The organism is Sporosarcina sp. FSL K6-6792 (assembly GCF_038004885.1).
GTDB classification, from domain to species: Bacteria; Bacillota; Bacilli; order Bacillales_A; family Planococcaceae; genus Sporosarcina; species Sporosarcina psychrophila.
In genome coordinates this window covers 202,999-226,291 of sequence record NZ_JBBOSA010000001.1, presented here as the reverse complement: position 1 = coordinate 226,291, position 23,293 = coordinate 202,999, and the positions used below count along the sequence as shown (strand labels likewise).

General features: G+C 42.5%; 24 protein-coding genes. 2 read left to right on the top strand and 22 right to left on the bottom strand.

Annotation, left to right across the window (positions count from 1 at the left end; translation table 11 throughout):
* Nucleotides 1–256 precede the first annotated feature (256 nt).
* The 4 genes from MKZ26_RS00985 to MKZ26_RS00970 all read right to left on the bottom strand — a co-directional run bounded on the left by MKZ26_RS00985 (nucleotide 257) and on the right by MKZ26_RS00970 (nucleotide 3,583).
* Nucleotides 257–988, bottom strand: coding sequence for a pseudouridine synthase (locus MKZ26_RS00985; RefSeq protein WP_067210459.1), 732 nt, complete (start codon nucleotides 986–988; stop codon nucleotides 257–259).
* 234 nt (nucleotides 989–1,222) lie between these two features.
* On the bottom strand, nucleotides 1,223–2,224 hold the full coding sequence (locus MKZ26_RS00980) for a D-alanyl-D-alanine carboxypeptidase family protein (protein ID WP_340763895.1): 1,002 nt from the start codon (nucleotides 2,222–2,224) through the stop codon (nucleotides 1,223–1,225).
* A complete protein-coding gene (scpB, locus tag MKZ26_RS00975; protein ID WP_340763893.1) occupies nucleotides 2,221–2,832 on the bottom strand; it encodes an SMC-Scp complex subunit ScpB in 612 nt (203 codons plus the stop codon). The genes MKZ26_RS00980 and scpB overlap by 4 nt, the downstream gene beginning before the upstream one ends.
* Nucleotide 2,833: 1 nt before the next feature.
* Entirely contained in the window at nucleotides 2,834–3,583 is a 750-nt protein-coding gene (locus tag MKZ26_RS00970; RefSeq protein WP_187045150.1) for a segregation/condensation protein A, read from the bottom strand.
* A 45-nt stretch (nucleotides 3,584–3,628) separates the two neighbouring features.
* Here MKZ26_RS00970 and MKZ26_RS00965 point away from each other — a divergent pair, with 45 nt between their 5' ends.
* On the top strand, nucleotides 3,629–4,141 hold the full coding sequence (locus MKZ26_RS00965) for a DUF309 domain-containing protein (protein ID WP_340763890.1): 513 nt from the start codon (nucleotides 3,629–3,631) through the stop codon (nucleotides 4,139–4,141).
* Here the strand turns inward: MKZ26_RS00965 and MKZ26_RS00960 are convergent, their stop codons facing one another.
* The 12 genes from MKZ26_RS00960 to MKZ26_RS00905 form a co-directional block, all read right to left on the bottom strand.
* On the bottom strand, nucleotides 4,142–4,507 hold the full coding sequence (locus MKZ26_RS00960; RefSeq protein ID WP_335339500.1) for a GNAT family N-acetyltransferase: 366 nt from the start codon (nucleotides 4,505–4,507) through the stop codon (nucleotides 4,142–4,144).
* 504 nt (nucleotides 4,508–5,011) lie between these two features.
* Nucleotides 5,012–6,340, bottom strand: a complete 1,329-nt coding sequence (gene lysA, locus MKZ26_RS00955; RefSeq protein ID WP_338656323.1) for a diaminopimelate decarboxylase — start codon at nucleotides 6,338–6,340, stop codon at nucleotides 5,012–5,014.
* Nucleotides 6,341–6,406: 66 nt separating this feature from the next.
* Nucleotides 6,407–7,858, bottom strand: a complete 1,452-nt coding sequence (locus MKZ26_RS00950) for a spore germination protein (protein ID WP_340763888.1) — start codon at nucleotides 7,856–7,858, stop codon at nucleotides 6,407–6,409.
* A gap of 4 nt (nucleotides 7,859–7,862) precedes the next feature.
* Entirely contained in the window at nucleotides 7,863–8,651 is a 789-nt protein-coding gene (locus tag MKZ26_RS00945; protein ID WP_067210478.1) for a SigF/SigG family RNA polymerase sporulation sigma factor, read from the bottom strand.
* A 3-nt stretch (nucleotides 8,652–8,654) separates the two neighbouring features.
* A complete protein-coding gene (spoIIAB, locus tag MKZ26_RS00940; protein ID WP_067210481.1) occupies nucleotides 8,655–9,101 on the bottom strand; it encodes an anti-sigma F factor in 447 nt (148 codons plus the stop codon).
* A complete protein-coding gene (locus tag MKZ26_RS00935) occupies nucleotides 9,091–9,444 on the bottom strand; it encodes an anti-sigma factor antagonist (protein ID WP_067210483.1) in 354 nt (117 codons plus the stop codon). The genes spoIIAB and MKZ26_RS00935 overlap by 11 nt, the downstream gene beginning before the upstream one ends.
* Before the next feature lie 905 nt (nucleotides 9,445–10,349).
* Nucleotides 10,350–11,663: a pyrimidine-nucleoside phosphorylase gene (locus tag MKZ26_RS00930; RefSeq protein ID WP_445683393.1), complete on the bottom strand. Its 1,314-nt coding sequence runs from the start codon at nucleotides 11,661–11,663 to the stop codon at nucleotides 10,350–10,352.
* Nucleotides 11,663–12,856, bottom strand: coding sequence for a phosphopentomutase (gene deoB, locus MKZ26_RS00925; protein WP_340763886.1), 1,194 nt, complete (start codon nucleotides 12,854–12,856; stop codon nucleotides 11,663–11,665). The genes MKZ26_RS00930 and deoB overlap by 1 nt, the downstream gene beginning before the upstream one ends.
* Before the next feature lie 39 nt (nucleotides 12,857–12,895).
* Nucleotides 12,896–13,795: a site-specific tyrosine recombinase XerD gene (gene xerD, locus MKZ26_RS00920; RefSeq protein WP_340763884.1), complete on the bottom strand. Its 900-nt coding sequence runs from the start codon at nucleotides 13,793–13,795 to the stop codon at nucleotides 12,896–12,898.
* Nucleotides 13,796–14,000: 205 nt separating this feature from the next.
* The gene (fur, locus tag MKZ26_RS00915) at nucleotides 14,001–14,459 is read right to left on the bottom strand and encodes a ferric iron uptake transcriptional regulator (RefSeq protein WP_207151760.1); all 459 of its coding nucleotides are present in this window, start codon (nucleotides 14,457–14,459) and stop codon (nucleotides 14,001–14,003) included.
* 94 nt (nucleotides 14,460–14,553) lie between these two features.
* A complete protein-coding gene (locus MKZ26_RS00910) occupies nucleotides 14,554–15,069 on the bottom strand; it encodes a hypothetical protein (protein WP_067210496.1) in 516 nt (171 codons plus the stop codon).
* A gap of 369 nt (nucleotides 15,070–15,438) precedes the next feature.
* Nucleotides 15,439–15,984, bottom strand: coding sequence for an NUDIX hydrolase (locus tag MKZ26_RS00905; protein ID WP_340763880.1), 546 nt, complete (start codon nucleotides 15,982–15,984; stop codon nucleotides 15,439–15,441).
* A gap of 70 nt (nucleotides 15,985–16,054) precedes the next feature.
* Here MKZ26_RS00905 and MKZ26_RS00900 point away from each other — a divergent pair, with 70 nt between their 5' ends.
* Entirely contained in the window at nucleotides 16,055–16,957 is a 903-nt protein-coding gene (locus MKZ26_RS00900; RefSeq protein WP_340763878.1) for an aldo/keto reductase, read from the top strand.
* A gap of 240 nt (nucleotides 16,958–17,197) precedes the next feature.
* On the opposite strand, the gene MKZ26_RS00895 is transcribed toward MKZ26_RS00900, so the two are convergent.
* The 6 genes from MKZ26_RS00895 to MKZ26_RS00870 all read right to left on the bottom strand — a co-directional run bounded on the left by MKZ26_RS00895 (nucleotide 17,198) and on the right by MKZ26_RS00870 (nucleotide 23,160).
* On the bottom strand, nucleotides 17,198–17,887 hold the full coding sequence (locus MKZ26_RS00895; RefSeq protein WP_340767587.1) for an N-acetylmannosamine-6-phosphate 2-epimerase: 690 nt from the start codon (nucleotides 17,885–17,887) through the stop codon (nucleotides 17,198–17,200).
* Between the two features lie 27 nt (nucleotides 17,888–17,914).
* Entirely contained in the window at nucleotides 17,915–18,901 is a 987-nt protein-coding gene (locus tag MKZ26_RS00890) for an SGNH/GDSL hydrolase family protein (RefSeq protein ID WP_340763877.1), read from the bottom strand.
* Nucleotides 18,902–18,919: 18 nt separating this feature from the next.
* A complete protein-coding gene (locus MKZ26_RS00885; RefSeq protein WP_340763875.1) occupies nucleotides 18,920–19,837 on the bottom strand; it encodes a dihydrodipicolinate synthase family protein in 918 nt (305 codons plus the stop codon).
* Nucleotides 19,838–19,925: 88 nt separating this feature from the next.
* Nucleotides 19,926–20,807, bottom strand: coding sequence for a carbohydrate ABC transporter permease (locus MKZ26_RS00880; RefSeq protein ID WP_340763873.1), 882 nt, complete (start codon nucleotides 20,805–20,807; stop codon nucleotides 19,926–19,928).
* A 15-nt stretch (nucleotides 20,808–20,822) separates the two neighbouring features.
* Nucleotides 20,823–21,719: a carbohydrate ABC transporter permease gene (locus tag MKZ26_RS00875; protein WP_445683392.1), complete on the bottom strand. Its 897-nt coding sequence runs from the start codon at nucleotides 21,717–21,719 to the stop codon at nucleotides 20,823–20,825.
* A gap of 67 nt (nucleotides 21,720–21,786) precedes the next feature.
* Complete coding sequence (locus MKZ26_RS00870) at nucleotides 21,787–23,160, bottom strand: ABC transporter substrate-binding protein (RefSeq protein WP_340763871.1); 1,374 nt, start codon at nucleotides 23,158–23,160, stop codon at nucleotides 21,787–21,789.
* Between the last annotated feature and the right edge of the window lie 133 nt (nucleotides 23,161–23,293).

Sequence of the window (23,293 nt, the reverse complement as noted above, 5' to 3'; positions counted from 1 at the left end):
TAATGCCTCCTTACAATAAATAAGTTCTGCCTTTAATTATAACAAATAGACCTTTGTATAAACGCATCATAATTGAAGGGATTGTGAACAATTGCCGTAATCAGCAGAAGTCTCATGCTGATTACGGCAAGCCCCAGGCGGATGTCACAAATTTTGAAAGGAGTTTGGGAAGATAACCTGAGTTCGCCGCGTCCTGCGGCCACAAGCGCAATTCAAAATTTAGACGCAATTAAATCGAGGCGCAATTGACTCACAATCAGCCTATTTTACCTGTTTCCGCGAGTACACGTAGCTGTTTCACTTCATGTTTTGTTAATTCCCGAGCTTCTCCAGCATTCATTCCGTGAGTTGTTACGTTACCAAATGATTCCCTGCGAAGTTTTTGGACCGGACATCCAATTGCATCGAACATACGGCGTACTTGACGATTTCTTCCTTCATGGATCGTAATCTCAATAAGCGCAGTTTCAGTTTTTTTATCTACTGACTGCATTTTTATATGTGCAGGGGCAGTTTTGCCGTCTTCTAGGTCAATTCCAGTCTCAAGTTTGCGCAGCGCTTCACGACTAGGGATTCCTTTTACTTTTGCAATATACTTTTTCTTAATACCGAATTTCGGATGCGTCATTAAGTAAGAGAAATCGCCATCATTCGTCATGATAATAACACCGGATGTATCATAGTCAAGTCGTCCAACCGGAAAAATCCGTTGTTCGATTTGCGGGAATAGGTCTAACACCGTCTTCCTGCCTTTCTCGTCATCCACTGTCGAAATAATTCCTCTTGGTTTATATAATAAGAAGTAGACGTAAGTCTCTTTAACAAGCTGAACGCCTTCAACTTCTACACGATCCGAACTAGATACCTTTGTTCCAAGCTCTGTTACGACGACACCGTTCACCTTCACTTTTCCTGCAACAATTAGTGTTTCTGATTTTCTACGTGATGCCACACCTGCTTGTGCCAACACTTTCTGTAATCTTTCCATTAAGTCACCCCATCTTCATTCTGTAAGAAAAGCGGCTGGCGCCTGAAGTCTAGACACTGGTCCATGTCAAGAAACTTATACTTTCTTACCTTTGAAAAAATTATGTCACACTTTGTAGCAAATGAAAAGAAGACTGACCTATATGGCGTCAGTCTTCCCCAAACCGTCACAATTGCATATTTTCGATTAATATTCGCTTGAAGTTTGCTGTGTTTTTTGCCACTGGTAACAAGTTCATTGTTTTATAAGTACTTCCGTCGTAATAAGTGGCTCATTACTGAGTGACACGGTCCAATGCCCTGTACTTTTTTCATTTTTTCCACGAGGGATAATTATAACATTTGATAGTTGCGATTTCTCCCCTTTTTTCAATAACAAACGGATTGGCTTGGCCAGTTCTGCTTCTACACCGGGAAGAATATCATATACCCCTTTTTTAGCAACAGTCACCAACTTGAATGAGGAAAACACGCTATTGGCCAAACTTCTATGTGTATTCCAATCGTCACCATCGTTCAGAGTGACAACGATGATGTTTTTGCCGTCTTTCTCGAAATAAGTTGCAAGCGTTCTGCCCGCGGCTTTTGTAAAACCAGTCTTTCCTGCAATCGCAGTCGATTCGGAATGTAGGAGGCGGTGTTTGTTACGCCAGCTATAGGCTTGATCCTTCCCCTGATAGCTAAAATTCTTTGTGGTAGCAATAGTACGAAACTGTTCATTTCCCATAGCATAATGTAGCATGAGCGCTGTCTCGTATGCAGTAGACAAGTGACGTTCATCATGCAGACCTGAAGGATTCGAAAAGACAGTATCATTCAATCCATACAACAGTGCCTTGTCGTTCATCAGGTCCACAAATCCGTCCATTGAACCACCCGCGTGTTCTGCTAACGCACGCGCTGCATCGTTGCCTGACCGTAGCATTAGACCGGTTAGCAGGGCATCTGCTTCAATCTTCATCCCTTGCGGTAAATAAAGGGACGAACCTTCGGCCGAAGCAGCTTGTGGCGAAATTATGACGTCTCCGGGCTCTGTAACACTTTCAAGGAACGTAAACGCCGTCCAGATTTTTGTTAGACTGGCTATCGGCAGTCTAACGTTTTCATTATGACCTTCCAACAATCTGCCTGTATCAGCGTCAATAACGGCCCATGCTTGGCCGGACGCAGCGACTTCTTTCAAACCTCCGCCAACAAGTAACGTGAAAAATAGGACAACGATTATCGCCCGTTTCAAGAAATGCTTCCTCCTCCGTCATTTTCCATCGCAAACGCTTCTTGGAACTTTGTCATGAACAAGTCTGTTTCAACTGTTTCGCCTTCTTCTTCCTGCGAAAGGGGTGGCAATCCATTTAGTGATGCCAAACCGAAACGGTCCAGGAACAAGTCTGTTGTGCCAAAGAGAATCGCTCGTCCACTTCCTTCCGATCGACCTTTTTCCATTATGAGTCCCTTAGCAATTAGCGTATTGATAGGTCCCTCGGATTTAACACCCCGAAGATCGTCAATTTCAACACGTGTCACAGGTTGCCTATATGCGATAATTGCCAATACTTCAAGTGATGCCTGGGTCATAGATTTCGGAGATGGATTTTCCAACAACCGTTTTATATCTTCCGCGAAGTCAGCTTTCGTCACAAGACGATATGCCCCTCCAAACTGCTTCAGCATAATGCCGCTCTCTTTGCGCTCTTCATAACTCACACGTAGCCAGTCAATTGCCTCAGTAACCTCTGATTCTTTACGCTCAGCTAGAGATGTTAACTGTTTAATCGTTAACCCTTCATCCCCTACTATGAATAAAAAACTTTCGATCATCCCAGGCAAACGGTCTTTAAATTCCATTTCACTCATCCTCCCGTCGGTACGATACTGTCAAATCGTCAAAATTACCTTCCTGATTGACAATGATGTCCCGCCGTTTCATCAATTCAAGCAACGATAAAAAAGTTACGACAAGATCTGTTGTTTCACCTTTGTCGAATAAGGAGTAGAAATCACATTTCCCGCCGCCCTTTTCTAGTATTGCCATAATTTCATCCATCTTTTCACTGATAGAAACTTCCGTCTTAGATATACTTGCTATCATAGGTGCCTTCAAACGTTTTCTGTTAAGCATCTTTTGAAATGCGCCAATTAAATCGAAAACGTTCAAACTTTCATCTGATTCACTCGCCACAATTTCACCAAACTCCGTAAGATCTTCGGGTGGTTTGGTAAAATGACCGGATCGCTCATCTGCAGACTCTTTCAGACTAATTGCTGCCTCTTTATATTTTTTGTATTCAATCAGGCGCGCAACTAACTCGTCACGTGGATCGTCTTCCATATCAAAATCAAAGTCGTCATCAAACTCATCTCCTTCGTGGACTGGTAGAAGCATTTTGCTCTTAATTTCAATCAGCGTCGCAGCGAGGACAAGGTATTCACTTAACTCATCTAATTGCAGTACTCGCATCGCTTGGAGGTGTTCTATGTACTGCGCTGTCAGTTCCGCCATCGGGATATCATATATATCAATTTCAAGTCGGTTGATTAAATGCAATAATAGATCTAGTGGCCCTTCAAAAGCCTCTAATTTTACTTGATATGTCATTCGTGACACCTACCTATCTTTCAGACTATGGAAAGGGCTGATTACATGCATCCGTATCATCATCCGCTATTCGTAAATTTTATTGTTTATTTCAATGGCAATCAAGACTATTTTGAATGCCACGAAGTACTAGAGGAGTATTGGAAGTCTATTCCTGACAGCGATAAAGATCACCCGTTGACAGCCTATATCCTCCTTGCGACAGGAATGTATCATTGGCGTAGAGGCAATGAGCCGGGAGCATCCCGTACACTTAACAAAGCAATGACAAAGTTTCCGACTTTCCTTGCTAACTACCCTCAATACACGGAAGAAATTGATTTTGACCAATTAGTTTACGATGTTACAAAAGCAGTCAACCGTTTGGAGCAAGATCTGCCATTCGAATCGTTCCCCATCACTATCCTATCAGCTAACGTTACTGACCTGGCTAGTAAGTTGGAACAATCTATGACACTTCTACCATTCGGCAGTGATGCTGTCATTCATAAACATATGCTCAGAGACCGTAGTGATATTCTTCGGGAACGCGAAGAAAAGAAGAAGGGCAGACGTTAATTAGTCTGAACCTTCTTCTTTAGGCTTACATTTCTGTATGAATAAATCAGTTTCTTCAGTTCCAATACATGTTTTATCAGGGAAGAGCGCTTGCAGCTTCATGACCATTTCTTGACCAATTCCTTCACCACGGAAAGATGGATTGACAGAGAGATGCTGTAAAGTGTAGTCTTCTTCCCCTAATTCGATGCCTATCAAACCGATGAAGTCCTCATCTTTTTTCAAAAGATATAGTTGCCAACTATCATCTGTTTCATATCGTTGAATCCATTCCTGCAATTTCTTGACGGTTTTATCGCCGGGCATATAAGAAAGCAGCCCCATCGCAATTTTTTCGTACGTTTTCTTATAACGCAAAAGTATCAATTGAATCCCTTCTTTTCTGAAAACACTTTGGTCATTGGATAGAACTAACTACGTTTTCCAATGATAAGCAGTTTCCTTTATCGCGCAGTAATGGGCAGTAAGAGCCCATTTAAGGCCTATATATATTGACATAGAGAAATCCCATCGAATTCGCCGCGGCGCTAGGGGATTCCTTCCGCCATCAGTCAGGCAGCTGCGCAGCCATTCTTTTGGCTTCTGCTCCCCCTTAAAAGGCCGCCTTCGCTCAGTTTATATAGGTATTCATTTGTTCAATATATATAGTGATTTAACACATTAAGTGGAGGACCCACTTCCGGAAAAGCCAGATCAATCGGAACATAATCCCTGTGGCCGCAACTAACAATCAGTGGAAGAAAAGCCCCCTACTGATTGAAGTTTCACTTTATCGCGGATCAATGATTGGCATGACGAACTTCCAGTATACCGCTCCCCACATAATAGCTGCAACTACAATGAAGATGAAAAGGAGGATGTTGCGTTTTCTCAAATCCTCTCCTCCCGTCTTACTAGTTGCAACGGAATGTCTAATCTGACAATATCTTCATAAGTTTCCCTGCGGACGACAAGCTGATGTTGTCCATTTTCACAGAATACAACTGCCGGTTTTGGAAGACGGTTGTAATTACTAGCCATTGAGTAGCCATAAGCACCTGTGCAGAAAACAGCGATGATGTCTCCTTCAGTTGGATCAGCGAGTTGAGCCTCTTCAATAAGCTTATCACCGGATTCACAACATTTCCCTGCAATCGTCACTTTATCGACGTGAGGTTCGTTCATACGATTTGCCGAAACGGCAGTATATTTTGCACCGTACAATGCCGGTCGAATATTATCCGACATTCCACCGTCAACTGCGACATATTTCCGAATACCAGGAACTTCTTTTGAGCTGCCAGCAGTATACAGAGTTGTACCTGCATCTCCGACTAGCGATCTGCCGGGTTCAATCCAAATTTCTGGCAATGGGTAGTTATGGCTCCGCGTCATTGAAAGAACAACCGTCGCCATTTCTTCGACGTATACTGACGGTTCAAGCGGTTTGTCTTCTTCAGTATAACGAATACCAAATCCACCACCCAAGTTCAGAACAGTGCAGATGAATTCATAATTATCGCGCCAGGCGACCATCTTATTCATAAGCACCTCTGCCGCTAAACGAAAAGCATCTGTTTCGAATATTTGAGAACCAATATGGCAATGCATACCTAACAAATTGATGTAAGGATGATTGTATAACTGAAGGAAAGCCTCATCCGTCTGGCCATTTTTCAAATCAAAACCAAACTTCGAATCTTCCTGGCCTGTCGTAATATAATCATGTGTGGAAGCTTCAACTCCCGGTGTTACACGGATAAGTACGTTCATAGACTCTTTACGAGATTCTGCGATTTCCTTAACCAGTTCGATTTCTGAAAAATTGTCAATAACAATACACCCTATTTTTTCATCAAAAGCATATTGTAATTCGGTAAAGCTTTTATTGTTACCGTGGAAATGAATTCGATTACGCGGGAAGTCCGCAGACACCGCTGTAAACAATTCCCCTCCAGAAACAACATCTAGAGAAAGTCCTTGCTGTTCGGCGATTTCGTAGATAGCAATAGACGAAAATGCCTTACTCGCATAAGCGACTTGCGCACGGATGCCCATCGATTCAAATGTTTTCTTAAAGGCGCTTGCCCGTTCACGGAACAAGGCAATATCATAGACGTTAAGTGGTGTTCCATAAGTATGTGCGAGATCAACCGTATCTGTGCCACCAATTGTCAGATGGCCACGTTCGTTGACTGATTGTGTTCCATATAAATGCATGTTGCCTGCCCCTCTCGAATTAGATAACTAAAATTTTATCATATAAAGAAGGGTTGAGGCAATGATCTAAGAGACACGGTCTCGATCAGGAGAATCCGTTATAAACGGTCTAGGTGCATCGGCAGTCATTGGAAACCTAATAAGAACACGTAACATTGCCTTTGGAAAAAATGGTACAGCGGGCCACAAATACGGTACCCCCATTGGCTTCAATGCACATAAGTAATAGAAAAGTACGGTGATGGACAAGAAAAATCCAGGTGCTCCTAATAATGCAGTCGACAACAGAATACAAATCCTGAAGATTTTTGTCGTAAGACTTAATTCGTAAGAAGGTATTGAGAATGTGAAAATTGCACTTACCGCCACATATAAAACAACTTCTGGGGTGAAAAGACCAACGTCTATCGCTACTTGTCCAATGACAATCGCTGCAACAAGCCCCATCGCGGTCGACATCGGTGTCGGTGTATGAATAGCCGCCATTCGAAGTATTTCGATTCCGCCATCTGCGATAAGAAGCTGAACAAGTAATGGGATTTCCCCGATATCTTTCGGTCCTATATAACTGAGGAAATCGGGTAAGTAGTGTTGGTTCGTTGCGAGCAAGTACCAAAATGGTAAAAGAACAAGACTCATGGTAGCTGCAAACAAACGCATAATCCTGACAAATGTTCCAATAAGCGGGGCTTGACGGTATTCTTCAGCATGTTGTAAATGATGAAATAGTGGAGCCGGAACAAGTATAACAGAAGGTGATGTATCAACGATGATAGCGACATGCCCTTCCAATAAATGCGCCGCGCATATATCAGGACGCTCTGTAAAACGAACGAAAGGCATTGGATGAAACCGCTGTTTGAACAAAAATTCTTCAAGCGACTTATCCGTCATTGTCAGCCCATCATGGTGAATAGCATCCAGTCTTTCACGAATATAATCAAGATGTTCTTTACTTGCTGCTCCTTGCATGTAGGTGATTGTTACATCTGTTTTCCCATTCATCGTCACTTTATGCATTTCAAATCGTAAATCCTCAGTACGAAGCCGCCTTCTAATTAGCGCGGTATTTTGAATAAGATTCTCCGTAAATCCGTCTCTCGATCCTCTGACGACTTTTTCATTGTCAGGCTCTTCAGGTTGCCTGCCTGGATAAGACCGAATATCAATGGTAAACACATAGCCATCAGGCGTGATGAAGGCTGCCTGTCCACTTAATATTGAAGTAAGTAATTCGTCCCTATCTTTCACATTGGAAACGGCGTGATACGGGAAAAAGGAGAGGAATCGTCCCCCTCCATCCTCCTGGTTTTCGTCCTCTTTTCCTCTAGCCCCTTGCATTTCAGTCAATAAAGTCGTGATTGTTTCACTGTCTATGAGTCCATTAATATAAAGCAACAGAGCAGGCATATCCCAAAGATGCAATGATCTGGCAGTAGCATCGAACGTCTTGTCTTTACCGAAACAGGTATAGAACCACTCTTCCCCTTCATTCACCGATTGGAATAGCTTTTCCATTAGTTCAATCCGTCCTCACATTTAGTATAATTTCTTCCGAATCAACGCCCATCCATAATTTCAATTGGGCTAAAATTTTCTTTTCAAGCCGTGACACCTGGACTTGTGATATGCCAATTCTTTCTGCAATATCACTTTGCGTGCAATCCAAATAGTAACGCATATAAATGATTGTTTGATCTCGTTTATTTAATTTAGAAATGACATCCCGAAGTGGGATATGGTCGAACACTCTTTCAGACCGATCATCTCGCAACTGATCCATCAGCGTTAAGCTATCCCCTTCGCTTTCATATAGCTGTTCATGAAGTGATGCAGGATCACGTAAAGCATCAGATGCGAGAACAATATCGTCGACGGATACCTCCAAGACTGCTGCAACCTCTGAAATCGATGGCGATTTTCCATGCAATTTAATATAATCATCAGTTGCATGCCGGATTTTGAAACTAAGTTCACGGATGGATCGACTCACTTTCACCATTCCATCATCCCTTAGAAAACGCTGAATTTCTCCGACAATCATAGGTACCGCATAAGTAGAAAATTTCACTTCATACGACAAATCGAATTTATCAATTGATTTCATAAGCCCAATACAACCAATTTGGAACAAATCCTCGGGATCTGCGCCACGGGAAGCAAACCGCTGGACAATAGACCAGACAAGCCGCGTATTTCCCTCCACCATCATTCTTCTCGCTTCTTTATCACCTTCTTGAGAAACTTTAATGAGTTCTCTCATCTTTTCTTGGGTCAACAATGCAGGTTTCACTTCAACGGATGCGTCCATGGGTCACCTCATTCTGCTTGCTTCCGGGACCGGAGAAAACGTTTTCTCGAACTTGACGATTGTTCCATTTCCCAATACTGATTCGACGGACAAACTGTCGGCAAAGCTTTCCATTATCGTAAATCCCATTCCTGAACGCTCCATGAAGGGGCGTGTCGTAAACATCGGTTCCATCGCCTGTTCTACGTCAAAAATACCCATTCCTTCATCGCGGACCGTCATTGTAACTTTGTTTTCTTCAATCACAGCGCGGACTGTGACAAGACTCTTCCCATCACATTCGTAGCCATGAATAATTGCATTCGTCACGGCTTCAGACACAATGGTCTTAAATTCTGAAATTTCTTCAATAGTCGGGTCCAACGGCGTTATAAAACAAGTCATTGCCATCCTTGCCAGTGCTTCGTTTTCCTCAATTGCGACGAATGATAACGTCATTTCATTGTTCATGTAATACCCCTCCGATTTCACCGATCGCTAAATCGACCGTACTATGTCTTATATTTGGTCCAAGACCGGAAAATGTGAATATCTTCTCCATTGTCGTGGACGGATTCAAAATGAGCGTTTCCCCTTCCACAGGTGCTAAATCGCGCATCCTTCCAAGAATGAGCCCGATTCCTGCGCTATCCATGAAACCAAGCCTCGACAAATCCCAAATAATCGCTCGGACTTGTCCGCTATAAATAGATGAAGAAATGTGGGACCGGATTCGATTTGCCTCATGATTGTCCAATTCCCCTTGCAGTGTTGCAATTAAAATCCCATTGTCAATAATTTCGATGTCAGCCATGCTGAACCCCCTCCTTCCTGCGAAATATTCCACATTTGGAGGCCGAAACCCTTTCGCCTGACAGAACTAGTCACAGTCAGCGTAAAGTTCTTATGTTTCGACATTGCCCACTACTGATGAAAGTATGTACGTCTTCCATACGATTTACACATCCGATAAAAAAAAGAAATGTTTGGGGGAAGATATGCTCGGGTGGGCTGCGGGTTTGATTGCGTGGGGACGGATATGCTCGGTTGGCTGTGGGTTTGATCGGGTGGGCTCGGATATGCTCGGTTGGCTGCAGGTTTGATCGGTTTGGGACGGTTATGATCGGTTGGCTGCGGGTATGATTGGCTTGGGCCGGATATGCTCGGTTGGGTTGCGGGTATGATCGGTTTGGCTCCGATATGCTCGGTTGGGCTGCAGGTATGATCGGTTTGGCTCCGATATGCTCGGTCGGGCTGCGGGTATGATCGGTTTGGGACGGTTATGATCGGTTTGGGACGGATATGCTCGGTTGGCTGCAGGTATGATCGGTTTGGGACGGATATGCTCGGTTGGGCTGAAGGTATGATCGGTTTGGCTCGGATATGCTCGGTTGGCTGCGGGTTTGATTGCGTGGGGCCGGATATGCTCGGTCGGGCTGAGGGTAGGATCGGGTGGGCTCCGATATGCTCGGTCGGGCTGAGGGTAGGATCGGTTTGGATCGGATATGCTCGGTTGGCTGCGGGTAGGATCGGTTTGGGCCGGATATGCTCGGTTGGCTGCAGGTATGATCGGTTTGGGACGATTATGATCGGGTGGGCTGCAGGTATGATTGATTTGGCTCGGATATGCTCGGTCGGGCTGCGGGTGTGATTAATTTCAAAAAGCTACCCTACCAACCAAATTCGGTTGATAGGGTAGCTTTTATTTTCAACTACTATTTAGCCCGTAATCATGTCGCCTATAAGGCGCGGGCTTTCCACTGCTTCTTTTCCAATCGTTATATGTTTCTGGATCAGTGTCATGGATTGTTCTACAGCTTCAGTATTCGAATGGATAATGGCAAGTGGTTCTCCCTCTTGCACAGCATCTCCGATTTTTTTAGTAAGCACAATACCTACCGCAAGATCGATTTCATCATCTTTTGTTGCTCTACCCGCGCCAAGAAGCATAGCGGCAACACCAATGTCATCCGCTTCCATCTTCGTTACATAACCCGATGAAAGTGCAGGTACTTCAATCTGATATTTCGCTGTCGGTAATAGAGATGTATCATGAATGATTGCCCCATTTCCGCCTTGCGCTTCAATCAGTTTACCAAACAGTTCAAGTGCTGAACCGTCAGTAATGACCGCTTTTAACATTTCCCTAGCTTCCTCAACTGAAGTAGCTTTTTCGCCTGCAACAATCATCTTGCTACCAAGAACTAGACATAGTTCCGTCAAGTCTTCAGGACCATTCCCTTTTAGCGTTTCAACCGCTTCAATCACTTCAAGCGAGTTCCCAATTGCAAACCCAAGCGGCTGGCTCATATCCGAAATAACCGCCATCGTATTTCTACCGACTTGTTTACCAATCGCCACCATCGAATGAGCCAGTGCTCTTGCGTCTGCCTCTGTCTTCATGAATGCACCGTCACCCGTTTTAACATCAAGGACAATCGCATCTGCACCCGCCGCAATTTTCTTACTCATAATTGAGCTGGCAATTAGCGGGATACTGTCAACAGTTGCTGTCACATCGCGCAATGAATAGAGTTTTTTATCAGCAGGCGTCAAGTTGCCACTTTGGCCGATGACCGCTAATTTCAAATCATTCACTTGCTTGACGAACTGCTCTTCTGTCAATTCGATATGGAACCCTTCTATAGCCCCCAGCTTGTCGAGTGTCCCGCCTGTATGACCAAGACCCCTACCACTCATTTTCGCGACAGGAACGCCACACGCCGCGACAAGGGGGACGAGAATTAACGTAGTCGTATCGCCAACTCCGCCCGTAGAATGCTTATCGACTTTAATCCCTTCGATTGCGGATAAGTCAATCTGATCTCCAGATTCGACCATCGCCATCGTCAAATATCCCTGTTCTTCTGCAGTCATCCCTTTAAAGTAAATTGCCATAAGGAATGCACTCGCTTGATAGTCCGGAATCGAACCAACTGTATAGCCGTTCACAAAAAAGGTGATTTCTTCTTTTGTAAGGACTTCACCGTTTCGTTTTTTCTCAATTACATCTACCATTCTGAACAATTTCATCACACCTTTTCTTTTAATAAACGTAAGAAACTCTTACCAAACTCAGGCATTTTCACCTCAAAGTTTTCCGCAATCGTAGCACCAATATCTGAGAAAGTCTCGTTCAGTGGCATTTCCTCACCAGTTTTGAATGAAGGCGAGTAGACTACGAGTGGGACATATTCACGGGTATGATCCGTTCCAGGATAAGTTGGATCATTACCGTGATCAGCTGTAATAATAAGTAGATCGTCATCACGCAGTGATTCTAAAATTTCTGGCAACCTGACATCAAATTCTTGTAGTGCATTGCCGTAACCAAGCGGATCTCTCCGATGTCCAAATAACGCATCAAAATCAACGAGATTCGTGAAACTGAGACCCTTGAAATCTTTTTTCATAACATCAAGTAATTTGTCGACGCCGTCCATATTACTCACAGTGCGAACGGATTCTGTAATGCCTTCACCGTTAAAGATATCAGCAATTTTGCCAATCGCCATAACATCATAATCCGCAGACACCAATTCATTCATCACTGTACGATTAAATGGTTTAAGTGCATAATCATGTCGATTTGTTGTTCGTGTAAAGTTGCCCGGTTCTCCAATAAATGGACGTGCAATGACGCGACCAACTAAATATTCTGGTTCCAATGTCAACTCACGTGCGATTTCACAAATCCGGTATTGTTCTTCAATCGGGATGATCCCCTCGTGCGCCGCGATTTGTAGCACAGGATCTGCAGACGTATAGACAATAATTGCGCCCGTCTCCATATGTTCCTGTCCAAATTCATCAATGACTGCGGTGCCACTAGCCGGTTTATTGCCGATCACTTTACGTCCTATTCTTTGTTCAAGTTCCGCGATCAATTCCTGTGGAAAGCCGTTTGGATATACTTTAAATGGCGTGTCAATGTTAAGACCCATGATCTCCCAATGCCCCGTCATCGTATCTTTCCCTACAGAAGCTTCCTGCATTTTACCGTAAAAAGCAAGTGGTTCTTCTGCAACTGGAATACCTTTAATTTCACTAATATTAGAAAGACCTAGTTTGCCCATGTTCGGCATATGCAGGCCCCCCATTGCTTCCCCGATGTGTCCCAGCGTATCAGCACCTTCATCGCCGAATGCAGAAGCATCCGGTGATTCTCCGATGCCCACAGAGTCGAGCACGATTAGATGGATACGTTTGAATTGTTGTTTCCCCATAAGTTAGTCCTCCTTAAAAATAATCTTTCTTGTAGAATTCTATGCTCTTGGATGGAATTTCACATAGACCTCTTTCAACCTTGAACGGCTGACATGTGTATAAATTTGCGTAGTGGAAATATCGGCGTGTCCGAGCATTTCTTGTACTGCCCGCAGATCCGCCCCGTTTTCGATGAGGTGAGTAGCAAAAGTATGACGCAATATATGTGGCGTCAACTCTTTCTGTATACCCGCTTTTAGGGCATGTCCATTCAACAGTTTCCAACAACCCTGTCTCGTAAGTCTTGTTCCCCTCATGTTGACAAATAATGCCTCGGCACCTTTTTGTTTTTCTATAAAAATTGGACGTGCTTCTTCGATATAACGCTTACACGCCGTAATTGATTTCCCCCCGAGAGGGATAATTCTTTCTTTCCCACCTTTACCGAATACACGGACGAACCCCATCGAGAGATGAATATCATCCATATTAAGTCCAATCAGTTCACTTACACGCATACCTGTCCCATACAAAATTTCAAGCAATGCAGTATCTCTGACGCCCTGTGGCTTTGAACGATCTGGCGCCTCGATTAGTCTGTCTACTTCCTCCATTGATAAAACACGTGGTAATTTCTGCTCAAGTTTCGGTAGTTCCAAATGGACTGTTGGATCCTGGGTCGTGATCTTTTCCCGAAGAAGGAATTGATGAAATGAACGGATTGATGAAATATGTCTAGATATGGTCCTAGCCGATTTCCCGCCTTCTTTCAATTTATGTAAATGCCCCACTATAACAGGACGATCTACATCATCCAATGATTCGTAACCCGCCTGTTCCATATAGTCTAGATATTCGGCAAGGTCACGCTTATATGAAATAATTGTATTTCCTGACAACTGCCGCTCCACTTGTAAAAAGTGCATGTAATCTTCAAGCGCAAAACGGATGTCTTTCATAACAAGCGGGAAACAGAAAAACCGTTTCCATTTGCCTTTAATTTGAACAAATCCCTTCCCCCCTTCGATTGTTACAGGTTTATGTCCAAGACAAAAGTGCTGGAGTCTGAACGTGGAATAGCTTTTCCGCGGGTTTTCTACAGGCCTAGAATTTTATAATTTCCTATCCAACGACAAAAGGGACAGCATTATGCCATCCCTCTTCTCACTTCTCACTTTCATCTACATCCGATTTACACCTTTTGCAAATACCGTGAAACGTTAACCAATGGTCCTTAATAGCGAATTCAAAGCGACTTTCAACAATCTTTTCGACATCTCCGAGAAGATCTTCTTGAATTTCATCCACTGTTCCACATTCGATACAAATAAGATGATGATGGAAATGGGCAGCACCTTCCTGCCGCAGATCATACCTCGATACTCCGTCACCAAAATTGATTTTATCGACTACCTTAAGATCTGTCAGCAATTCCAACGTACGATACACGGTAGCAAGCCCGATTTCCGGTGCTTTCTCTTTGACTAGCAAAAATACATCTTCAGCACTCAGATGATCTTCCTCATGCTCAAGGAGGACCAAAACCGTCGCTTCGCGCTGAGGTGTCAGCTTGTAGCTGGCCCCATGCAATTGTTTTTTTATCCGATCGATTCGGCTCTCCATACGACGCCCCCCTCAAACTGTATCCATTATAACAAATGGGCTTTCCTTATGACAACAGAAAGGGAGCAGACAGATAATTAAAGACGAAAATATTCTACTTTAAAATGAATTGAAAGACGATAATTTCGATAGCAAGTATGGCAATCGACATGCCGACAATCATCGGTAATGCGCGTGTATTAGGGCCTTTCCCCATCGTTGAACGCATAAAATAAGGTGGACTTAGGATTGCGCAATACACTAAAAACAGAAAACAAATAAGAAACTGAAACGGAAACCACCAAATTGAATAAGCCATTATTTTCGTGCCTGAAGCTAGTAAATAGGAAGAAGACAATCCGAAAAGAACACATTTCACTGCTCCGAAAAGTAATACGGTGAATCTTGTTTTCCTAAACATCGCCAGTATAAACGCAATGATAAAAAAGAGTGCTGCCATACCCACAGGTTTTATATAACCTGCATCATGACCTAGAACGACCCGAGCATCATAAAATGTAACTACCCTCTCTACCGCAGTTGTAGGCATCTCGCGAAATAAGAGCGCTCCACCGATAAAGCCAATTGCAAGAATGACAAATAAGTGGATGAACGATAAAGAACGGACCAAAGCTTCACCTCCGCATAGTTTATCCTGCATTAACGGTGACGGACAAGCCGACTAGAAACACCACTTCCTGTGGCATCATCGGCAGTAGTACGTCAAAAGAACCCCATTTAAGTTTTGGCGTAAGAATAAACGTAAATGGGGGTCAACTGTCCGTAAAAGCCCGATTGGTTCGGGCCAACGAGGAGGAATTGCACTTCATTCCTCCCTGTCGGTCACTCAGAAGAGAGGGATTGAAATTCATCCCTCCTTTTTGCCATAGAACACGGCGTAATAAGTCTGAGTCCTGCCTCAATCCGCGGGGGGATAAGACTTCCCCCATCGATTGAAGTGTCACCTTATACAACATATGCTTGTCCGTTCAAAATTAGGTCACTTTGTTAAAAGGTTTTTGGCATAAAGAACAGCGAACGCAGTTTTTGCATCGAAAATTTCTCCTGACACAACCATTTCTTGCGCTTCTTCGAGTGTCACTTCTAGTAGTCCAATGAATTCATCTTCATCTCCCGCTGCCGGGTTTTCGATTTTATATAGATCTTGTGCTAAATACATATGAATTACTTCATCTGCAAAACCAGGGGACGTTGCAAAGGACTGGATATAAGTAAATTCTTTCGCGCCGTATCCCGTTTCTTCTTCCAGTTCGCGGACCGCCGTCACTGCCGGTTCCTCTCCCGGATCAATTTTCCCCGCTGGAATTTCAATCAGCGTACGTTCCAGCGCTTTTCTATATTGTTCAACGAGTACAATTTTTCCATCAGCAGTAATCGGAATGATGGAAACTGCCCCCGGATGTTTGATCAATTCACGTGTCGCTTTCTTACCATCCGGAAGTTCCACTTCCTCAACACGCAGTGTGATAATTTTACCTTCATAAAGTGTTTCACCTGAAATTGTTTTTTCTTCATATTTATTCATCGTTTCCGACTCCTTTTTATGGATAATAGTGTGACGTCATTGTACCATGAACAAAACAGGGGGTGCTTTCATGAAGAAAAGAGAATTGGGTAAAAGCGGTCTATACATTTCCGAAATCGGACTCGGATGTATGTCACTGCCAGATGATTTAACCGAATCGAAAAACATCGTCGACGCTGCGATTCACTCAGGCATCAATTACTTTGATACAGCCGATTTGTATAATGGCGGTAAAAATGAAGAACTTCTGGGGTCTTCGTTAAAAGGAAGACGGAATGATATTATCCTTGCGACGAAAGCCGGCAATAAGATGAATCCGGATGGTGAAGGATGGACATGGGATTCTTCAAAAGAGCATATTATGGAGGCAGTCAAACAGAGTCTATTTCGCCTCGACACAGATTATATCGATGTCTACCAGCTTCATGGCGGGACAATGGAAGACAATGTGGAGGAGACAATTGATGCATTTGAAAGCTTAAAAAAAGATGGACTTATTCGTCAATATGGCATTTCTTCGATTCGTCCGAATGTTATTAAGCGATTCTTGGATACTAGTTCAGCAGTCTCTGTCATGATGCAATATAACCTGCTTGACCGCAGACCAGAAGAATGGTTTCCAACGATCCACGAGGCCGGTGCCTCTGTTATTACGCGTGGAACCATTGCCAAAGGTTTTTTGACATCTGAAGGTTTATCAAGAGCTGCAAAAGCGAATGGATTTGTCGAATATAATGCGAGTGAATTAACACATACAGTCCAAGCGCTGAGTGAACAATCAGAAGACCTTCACGCGGCGGCAATTGCTTTCGCCCTTCATGATAAAACAGTAGCGTCAGCCCTCGTTGGTGCGCGCACAACTGAGCAATTGCTCGATTCAATCATCGCTTACGAGAAAAAAACGACTGACGAAGAAATCACTCAGTTAGGGCATATCGCAAAAATACACAATTACAAAGAGCATCGCGTTTGATTCACTCCTGAAGGAACAAACAATTAACTAAATACGTTACTGCACCTCAGATTCAAGGCATTTCTTGCTGTAAAAGCGACCGGCCATCTGATTATGACCGGCATAGAGCTCGTTATGCTCGCCATAGGCACACTTATGACCGTCATCTGCCGTATTATCACCGCCACGGGTTACCTACACAAAAAAGGAGCTATAAACCGCTATGGTTTTAGCTCCTTTTTACTGTTCAATAAATATCTCTCATTTAATAGCATCAACAAACCTTTTTGTAATATCCATAGGTCTTGTTATTGCTGTTCCAACAACAGCAGAGTAAGCCCCTAGTTCGAACACGCGCTTAAGTTGTTCTGGTGTCCAAATACCGCCTTCTGCGATAATCGGGATAGGAAAATCCTTCACTAGCCTCTCAATTAACTTTAAATCCGGCAAACTTGTCCCTCGCGTATAGTCGGTATAGCCACTAAGTGTTGTTCCTAGGCAATCAAATCCTAATGCATAAGCTTCTTTCGCTTCTTCATACGTTGAGCAATCAGCCATGAATAGTTGATCACTATATTTTTCGCGAATAGTAGGGAAAACCTCGCTTATGAGTTTACCATCCGGCCTGATTCTATTAGTTGCATCTAACGCAATAATGTCCACACCTTCTCGATAAAGTAAATCTATTTCTTTTAGGGTTGGTGTGATGAAAACATCAGATCCCTCGTAAACACTTTTAATGATGCCAATGATCGGCAATTCCACATTTTTTTTAATCTCTTTAATATCTTCAACGCTATTCGCTCTAATTCCTTTAGCCCCGCCCTTCATTGCGGAATATGCCATTTTCCCCATTATAAATGGACTGTGCATTGGTTCTTCTGGAAGTGCCTGACAAGAAACAATTAGTTCATGTTCTATAGCAGTAAAAGTTTCCGCTTTAGTTTTCAGTTAGATACACCTCCACTAACCTTGCTTTCATTTAAAAAATTCCTTAAACTCATTTGCAAAATTATGCCCCATCAGCTTATAGCCTTCTGCATTCGGATGAAGTTCGTCCGGTAGTAAGCCGGCGTGGTCTTCCCCAAGGATATCCAACCCGTTCACATAAAAAAGATGATTATCACCATTTCTTCTAAATATCTCTACAATTTCTTGTATTTGTTGTCTCATCTTAATAAGCGTAAAGCCGACTAGATTAGGAGTTCCCTCTCTAAATGCTCCATAAATAGGAGAACTTAAAACAATTGGAACAGTCGACTGTTTTTCACGAATAATTTTTATGAATCCAATGATAATCGCTTGAAATGTTCGTTCATTGTAACTGTTTGCACCGTATATATTTATGCCCGCACAAAGGGAAATGAAGTCAACAGGCGTATCCCTAATCGTCCTAGCGATCATCGGCTCAAACTGACATTGTCCACTGAATCCTAGGCAAGTTAAATCCATATCTAATTCGGCCGCAGAAATAGCCGGCCATGTCTGTGAAGGGCTTTCTGCCGCCTGGCATTGAGTGATGGAACTCCCATAAGCCAGCCATTTCCTCCTTAAAGAAGGGTGAGCGTTCCAATTCGCTTCTTCAGCAATATAAACATTCCTTACGGCCATTTTTTGTCGTTGCGATAAATAAATTTCAACAACTTTATTACTTGCTAAAAGACCATCTACTGTAAAAGACGTATCCTTAGGATTAACGATTATCGTTTTCACTAATTCCCTATCAATCACAACATCGAATTCTACTTCAACTTCAGATGCTGCAAATTCCACTTTAATCGTTGGGGAGTTTGTTTCAAACGTTATTCGAACGCCAGCAGGTATCTCTGCTGTTCGGTTAAGTTGATTTGGCGTATAAAAATCTTTATCTTCATGAAAAATTCTCCAAGGACTAATAAGACCTCCACTTTTTTCAAGTGATATAGCGCCCAAAATCGTTTCTGAATTCAATACAATTGGTTTCATTTGTCCACCGCCAACATTTTAATTTTGAGTCTGATAGTTCATTATTACTTCGTCAATCCTAGTCTTAATACCTTCAACTTTCTCAATATCGTCTCCAGATACCGGCTCTAATGGGCCTCTAACGCTACCAATATTTACACCTCTTAGTTTATAGATTTCTTTAATAACGGAATACATTGAACCATTCAATGAACATAATGCCATAATGATATCATTAATGTCATGTTGAATTTTCCGCGCTTCTGAGAAATTCCCGGCTGATACAAATTCTTCCGCTTTCAGGAACAACTCCGGCATCACACCATAAGTTCCGCCAATCCCGCTATCCGCACCAATTAACCTTCCGGATACATATTGTTCGTCTGGACCATTAAAAACAATAAAGTCTTCATGTGCTGCCGCTTTAAATCTTTCAATATCCATGACTGGCATCGAAGAGTTTTTCACACCAATTAGCTTGTCGTTCTGCACTAACTTCTTGAGTAAATTAATGGAAAGATTGTATCCGGTCGTTTGAGGGATGTTGTAAATAATAAACGGCAGGTCCGTTGAATCCATAATTTCCGTCCAGTATTTTTCAATTGCACTTTCAGGCAGTTGAAAATAAATTGGCGGTATAGCAGACAACGCATCATACCCTAATTCTTCCGCGTACTTCGCTAATTCAACGCTTTCGTTTGTTGATGGTGCACCAATATGGGCGATCAACGTAAGTTGCCCTTTCAGGCTTTCGGCAACATATTTCAATGTCGCCTTTCTCTCCTCAAGATTTTGATAAATACACTCCCCCGAACTGCCACCAACGTAGAGACCTTGTACTCCTTTTTCATAAAGATGAATCGCTAACGCTTTAATTCTCTCTGGTGATATTTCTCCTGCTTCATCATAACAAGCATAGAATGCTGGAATAATTCCTTTATACTTATCAAGTAACATATTCTTTTCTCCCCTCTTGACTATCTATGTAAACTGAGCGAAGGCGCTCTACAAGAGGCAGCCTTTCGCCGAGCGACGAAGCGGGTGTTTATTTGACTGAGCCCATCGTAATTCCTTGTGTAAAGGACTTTTGGAACAATGCGAATATGACAATCATCGGTACAGATGCAAGTGCTGCTCCAGCCATCATGACCCCATAATCAGTCTTATGCTCACCCTGCATCGTAGCAATACCTAGTGGTAGGGTCATCATTTCCGTCGAACGAGTGATAACAAGTTGACTGAAATAATCGTTCCAACTTAACATGAACGTAAAGATTGCTAAAGCACCTAGAGCTGGTTTAAGCATCGGAAGAACAATATGCCAAAACGTACGAATTTCACCACAGCCATCTATTTTTGCAGCTTCCAACAGTTCATTGGGTATCGTTTGAGAAAACTGTTTCATAAGGAATACACCGAATGGCCAGCCGATTGCCGGAATGATTAACCCTTTATATGTATCTACCCATCCGAAATCCGCTAGCATTGTGAACAATGGAACAAGAATAACTTGTTTAGGTAGTGCCATTGCAGCAATTAGTACAATAAAGATCAGCTTGCGCCCAGGAAATACTTTTTTAGCTAGAACAAAGCCCGCTGTAGCGCTTACAAAACAGACTGCAATCATTTCACTGCTTGCAATAAAAAAACTATTAAATGTCCAGCGCCAAACCGGATTACTAAATAGTGTTACCCAGTTATCCAATATTGGTTTTAGTGGAAACCATTCTGGTGGTATCGTTATCGCAACAACTTGAGCTTTGAATGCCCCCGTGATAATCCAATAAAACGGAAAAACAAAGAATAGTGCAGAGAGAATCAGTAATAGAGTAGCTATTATTTTGAATGCGCTTAATTCACGAAACCATTTTTTATTACTAGATCGATTAAACTTTTTCTTCATGTTTAACTGGGATTGTACTTTCACGACGTTTCCCTCCCCCTAATACTCAACATCATTGCCTAAGTATTTAAATTGAATGATAGAAATCACTCCAATTACTAAAGCTAGAATGACACCCATTGCAGAAGCTAAGCCAAAATTACCAAGTAGGAATGCTTGTTGATATACGCCATACATCACGGTCGATGTACTATATATTGGACCTCCAGAGGTTAGCAATTGGATGAGAGCGAAACACTGAAACGAATTAATTGTCGTAATGACAATCACATATAAACTTGTCGGCATTAGTAACGGCCATATAATCTTCCGAAAAATTTGCCACGGTGTTGCTCGATCAATCTGGGCTGCTTCAATATAAGTAGTTGGAATGTTACCTAGTGAAGCAACGTACAGAATAATTGGCTGTCCAACGGAAGTCGTGATTAATATAACTGTAATCGCCATCAAAGCTGTTTTAGGATCTCCCAGCCAGGAGACCGGCTCTATTCCAAAAAAACTAGTAATATAATTTAGGATTCCAAAGTTAGGATGATAGATCCAACCCCATACGACAGTAACACTCACCACTGAGGTTACAGCAGGTAGATAGAATATCCCCCTACAAAATGATCTTATAAATTCACTTTTCTTATAGATGGACATCGCTACAAAAATAGAAAAACCAATAACGATAGGAACAGCAACTGCAACAAGTACAATTGTATTAATCATAGATTTATGGAACGTTTTATCATGATAAAGAGTTACATAATTATCCCATCCAATAAATTCAAAACTCGTAATGTTGTAATCGAAAAAACTCATGTATATTCCTCGCAGCATGGGATACACAACGAAAATGAGGAAAAATGTTAATGCAGGTAATAAAAACAAATAACTCATCATCCAATCACGTAATTTGTTTTTGTTTGGTTTACGAATGGTAGCTAACAATTGTTTCACCCCAATCTAATTCTTTATGGAAAGGAGCAGCGAATAAATAATGCTGCTCCTCTTCACTTTATTTATTCGCTGCTTTCGCTTTCTCAATCGCGGCATTGGACTTCTCCGCAAATTCATCTAACGCTTCTTTGGCTGATTTCGTTTCAAGGATTGCTTCTTGCAGTGCTGGGAACCAGAAAGTACGCACTTCTGCATAGCCGTCTGCAATCGTTGGTGGATCTGTAATGAATTTACGTGCCAGCTCTGAATACTCATACTCAGACCCTTCATAAAGGCCTGTAACTGAGTTCCGCGCTGACAAACCTCCTGTTTGAATCAAGTTTTTCTCGCCCCATTCAGGATCGTTCACGATGAAGTCAACTAATTTCTTTGCTGCTTCAGCTTTTTTATCGTCATCATTATTAAAGACTGCTAGACCACCAAGAAATGGTTCAAGCTTCGGATCAGATCCATCCGGTGTTGGATAAGGAAGTAAAACATCCTCAAAGTCCTCTGTTTTATTTGGAGCAAAAAGTGATTTAAGTACAGCAGAATAGTTAATAGCAAATGCCATTTTACCTTGCAAGAATAAATCATTATGATCCCCAGCGTCTAATGAAGCAGCGCCCGGTGCCACCAGTCCATCTCTTGAAGCTTGAACAACCCATTCAAGCCCTTTAATCCCGCTTTCTGAGTTAATCGCAACAGCGCTATAGTCTTCATTCAAAAACCGACTAGTTCCTAGATTAGTAATATATCCTCGTGTCCCTTGGTCTCCCGCAACGCTTTTTGCATAGAAACCAGATGGAATGATACCCGGAGCCTTTTCTTTAACTGCATGTAACGCTTTCTCATATTCCGCTACAGTCCATGTCCGATCTGGTCGATCTAATGGTAGCAAATCAAGTTCGCCAATGTCCTCAAATAAAGTCTTGTTGACAGCCATCATGAATGGCCCTGTATTGAATGGATACATATAAATCTGATCTCCAACCATCGATTGTTTCATTAACGCTGGAGATATATCATTTTTCACATCATCTGGCATCATGTCATTTAGTGGTGCAAGTAACCCTTTCTTACCCCAATCAATGATCCGCCCTGGAGCGTCGTAGATCATATCTGGTGCTGTGTTCGTAGCGATTGCTACATTCAGCTTTTCAGGTCCACCTTCAAAAGTAAGCATCTCTAACTTCACTTTAATGTCTGGATTTTTTTCATTGAAAGCGGCAATAATTTCTTTCTCATACTTACCTACTTCTCCATCTAAAGCTTGGAAGTTCGGGAAATTCCACCACGTTATTTCCACCTGTTTTTCGTTACTTGGATTTTTGTCTGTGTCTTTGCCACCTTCGCTTTCCTTAGCTGTATCTTGACTACAAGCGGCCAAAAATAGTGATAATACAAGAGCCATTATAACTAACAAGACAGAAACCTTTTTCGAACCTCGCATAATATCTCCCCCTCCTTTTATATCCGGAAATAGTGGTGAAGCGCTTTCATTTCCTGTTTTAAGCATAAAGTCAATAACCAGACATGACAATCCCATGAACTTTACATTCATAGCCCTATTCTGACATAAATGC

Excerpts from the sequence above, each read along its gene's own strand:
- MKZ26_RS00985 (WP_067210459.1), bottom strand. The coding sequence starts at position 988 with ATGGAAAGATTACAGAAAGTGTTGGCACAAGCAGGTGTGGCATCACGT.
- scpB (WP_340763893.1), bottom strand. The coding sequence starts at position 2,832 with ATGGAATTTAAAGACCGTTTGCCTGGGATGATCGAAAGTTTTTTATTC.
- MKZ26_RS00970 (WP_187045150.1), bottom strand. The coding sequence starts at position 3,583 with ATGACATATCAAGTAAAATTAGAGGCTTTTGAAGGGCCACTAGATCTA.
- MKZ26_RS00965 (WP_340763890.1), top strand. The coding sequence starts at position 3,629 with ATGCATCCGTATCATCATCCGCTATTCGTAAATTTTATTGTTTATTTC.
- lysA (WP_338656323.1), bottom strand. The coding sequence starts at position 6,340 with ATGCATTTATATGGAACACAATCAGTCAACGAACGTGGCCATCTGACA.
- MKZ26_RS00950 (WP_340763888.1), bottom strand. The coding sequence starts at position 7,858 with ATGGAAAAGCTATTCCAATCGGTGAATGAAGGGGAAGAGTGGTTCTAT.
- MKZ26_RS00945 (WP_067210478.1), bottom strand. The coding sequence starts at position 8,651 with ATGGACGCATCCGTTGAAGTGAAACCTGCATTGTTGACCCAAGAAAAG.
- spoIIAB (WP_067210481.1), bottom strand. The coding sequence starts at position 9,101 with ATGAACAATGAAATGACGTTATCATTCGTCGCAATTGAGGAAAACGAA.
- MKZ26_RS00935 (WP_067210483.1), bottom strand. The coding sequence starts at position 9,444 with ATGGCTGACATCGAAATTATTGACAATGGGATTTTAATTGCAACACTG.
- MKZ26_RS00930 (WP_445683393.1), bottom strand. The coding sequence starts at position 11,663 with ATGAAATTGTTCAGAATGGTAGATGTAATTGAGAAAAAACGAAACGGT.
- deoB (WP_340763886.1), bottom strand. The coding sequence starts at position 12,856 with ATGGGGAAACAACAATTCAAACGTATCCATCTAATCGTGCTCGACTCT.
- xerD (WP_340763884.1), bottom strand. The coding sequence starts at position 13,795 with ATGAAAGACATCCGTTTTGCGCTTGAAGATTACATGCACTTTTTACAA.
- fur (WP_207151760.1), bottom strand. The coding sequence starts at position 14,459 with ATGGAGAGCCGAATCGATCGGATAAAAAAACAATTGCATGGGGCCAGC.
- MKZ26_RS00905 (WP_340763880.1), bottom strand. The coding sequence starts at position 15,984 with ATGAATAAATATGAAGAAAAAACAATTTCAGGTGAAACACTTTATGAA.
- MKZ26_RS00900 (WP_340763878.1), top strand. The coding sequence starts at position 16,055 with ATGAAGAAAAGAGAATTGGGTAAAAGCGGTCTATACATTTCCGAAATC.
- MKZ26_RS00890 (WP_340763877.1), bottom strand. The coding sequence starts at position 18,901 with ATGAAACCAATTGTATTGAATTCAGAAACGATTTTGGGCGCTATATCA.
- MKZ26_RS00885 (WP_340763875.1), bottom strand. The coding sequence starts at position 19,837 with ATGTTACTTGATAAGTATAAAGGAATTATTCCAGCATTCTATGCTTGT.
- MKZ26_RS00870 (WP_340763871.1), bottom strand. The coding sequence starts at position 23,160 with ATGCGAGGTTCGAAAAAGGTTTCTGTCTTGTTAGTTATAATGGCTCTT.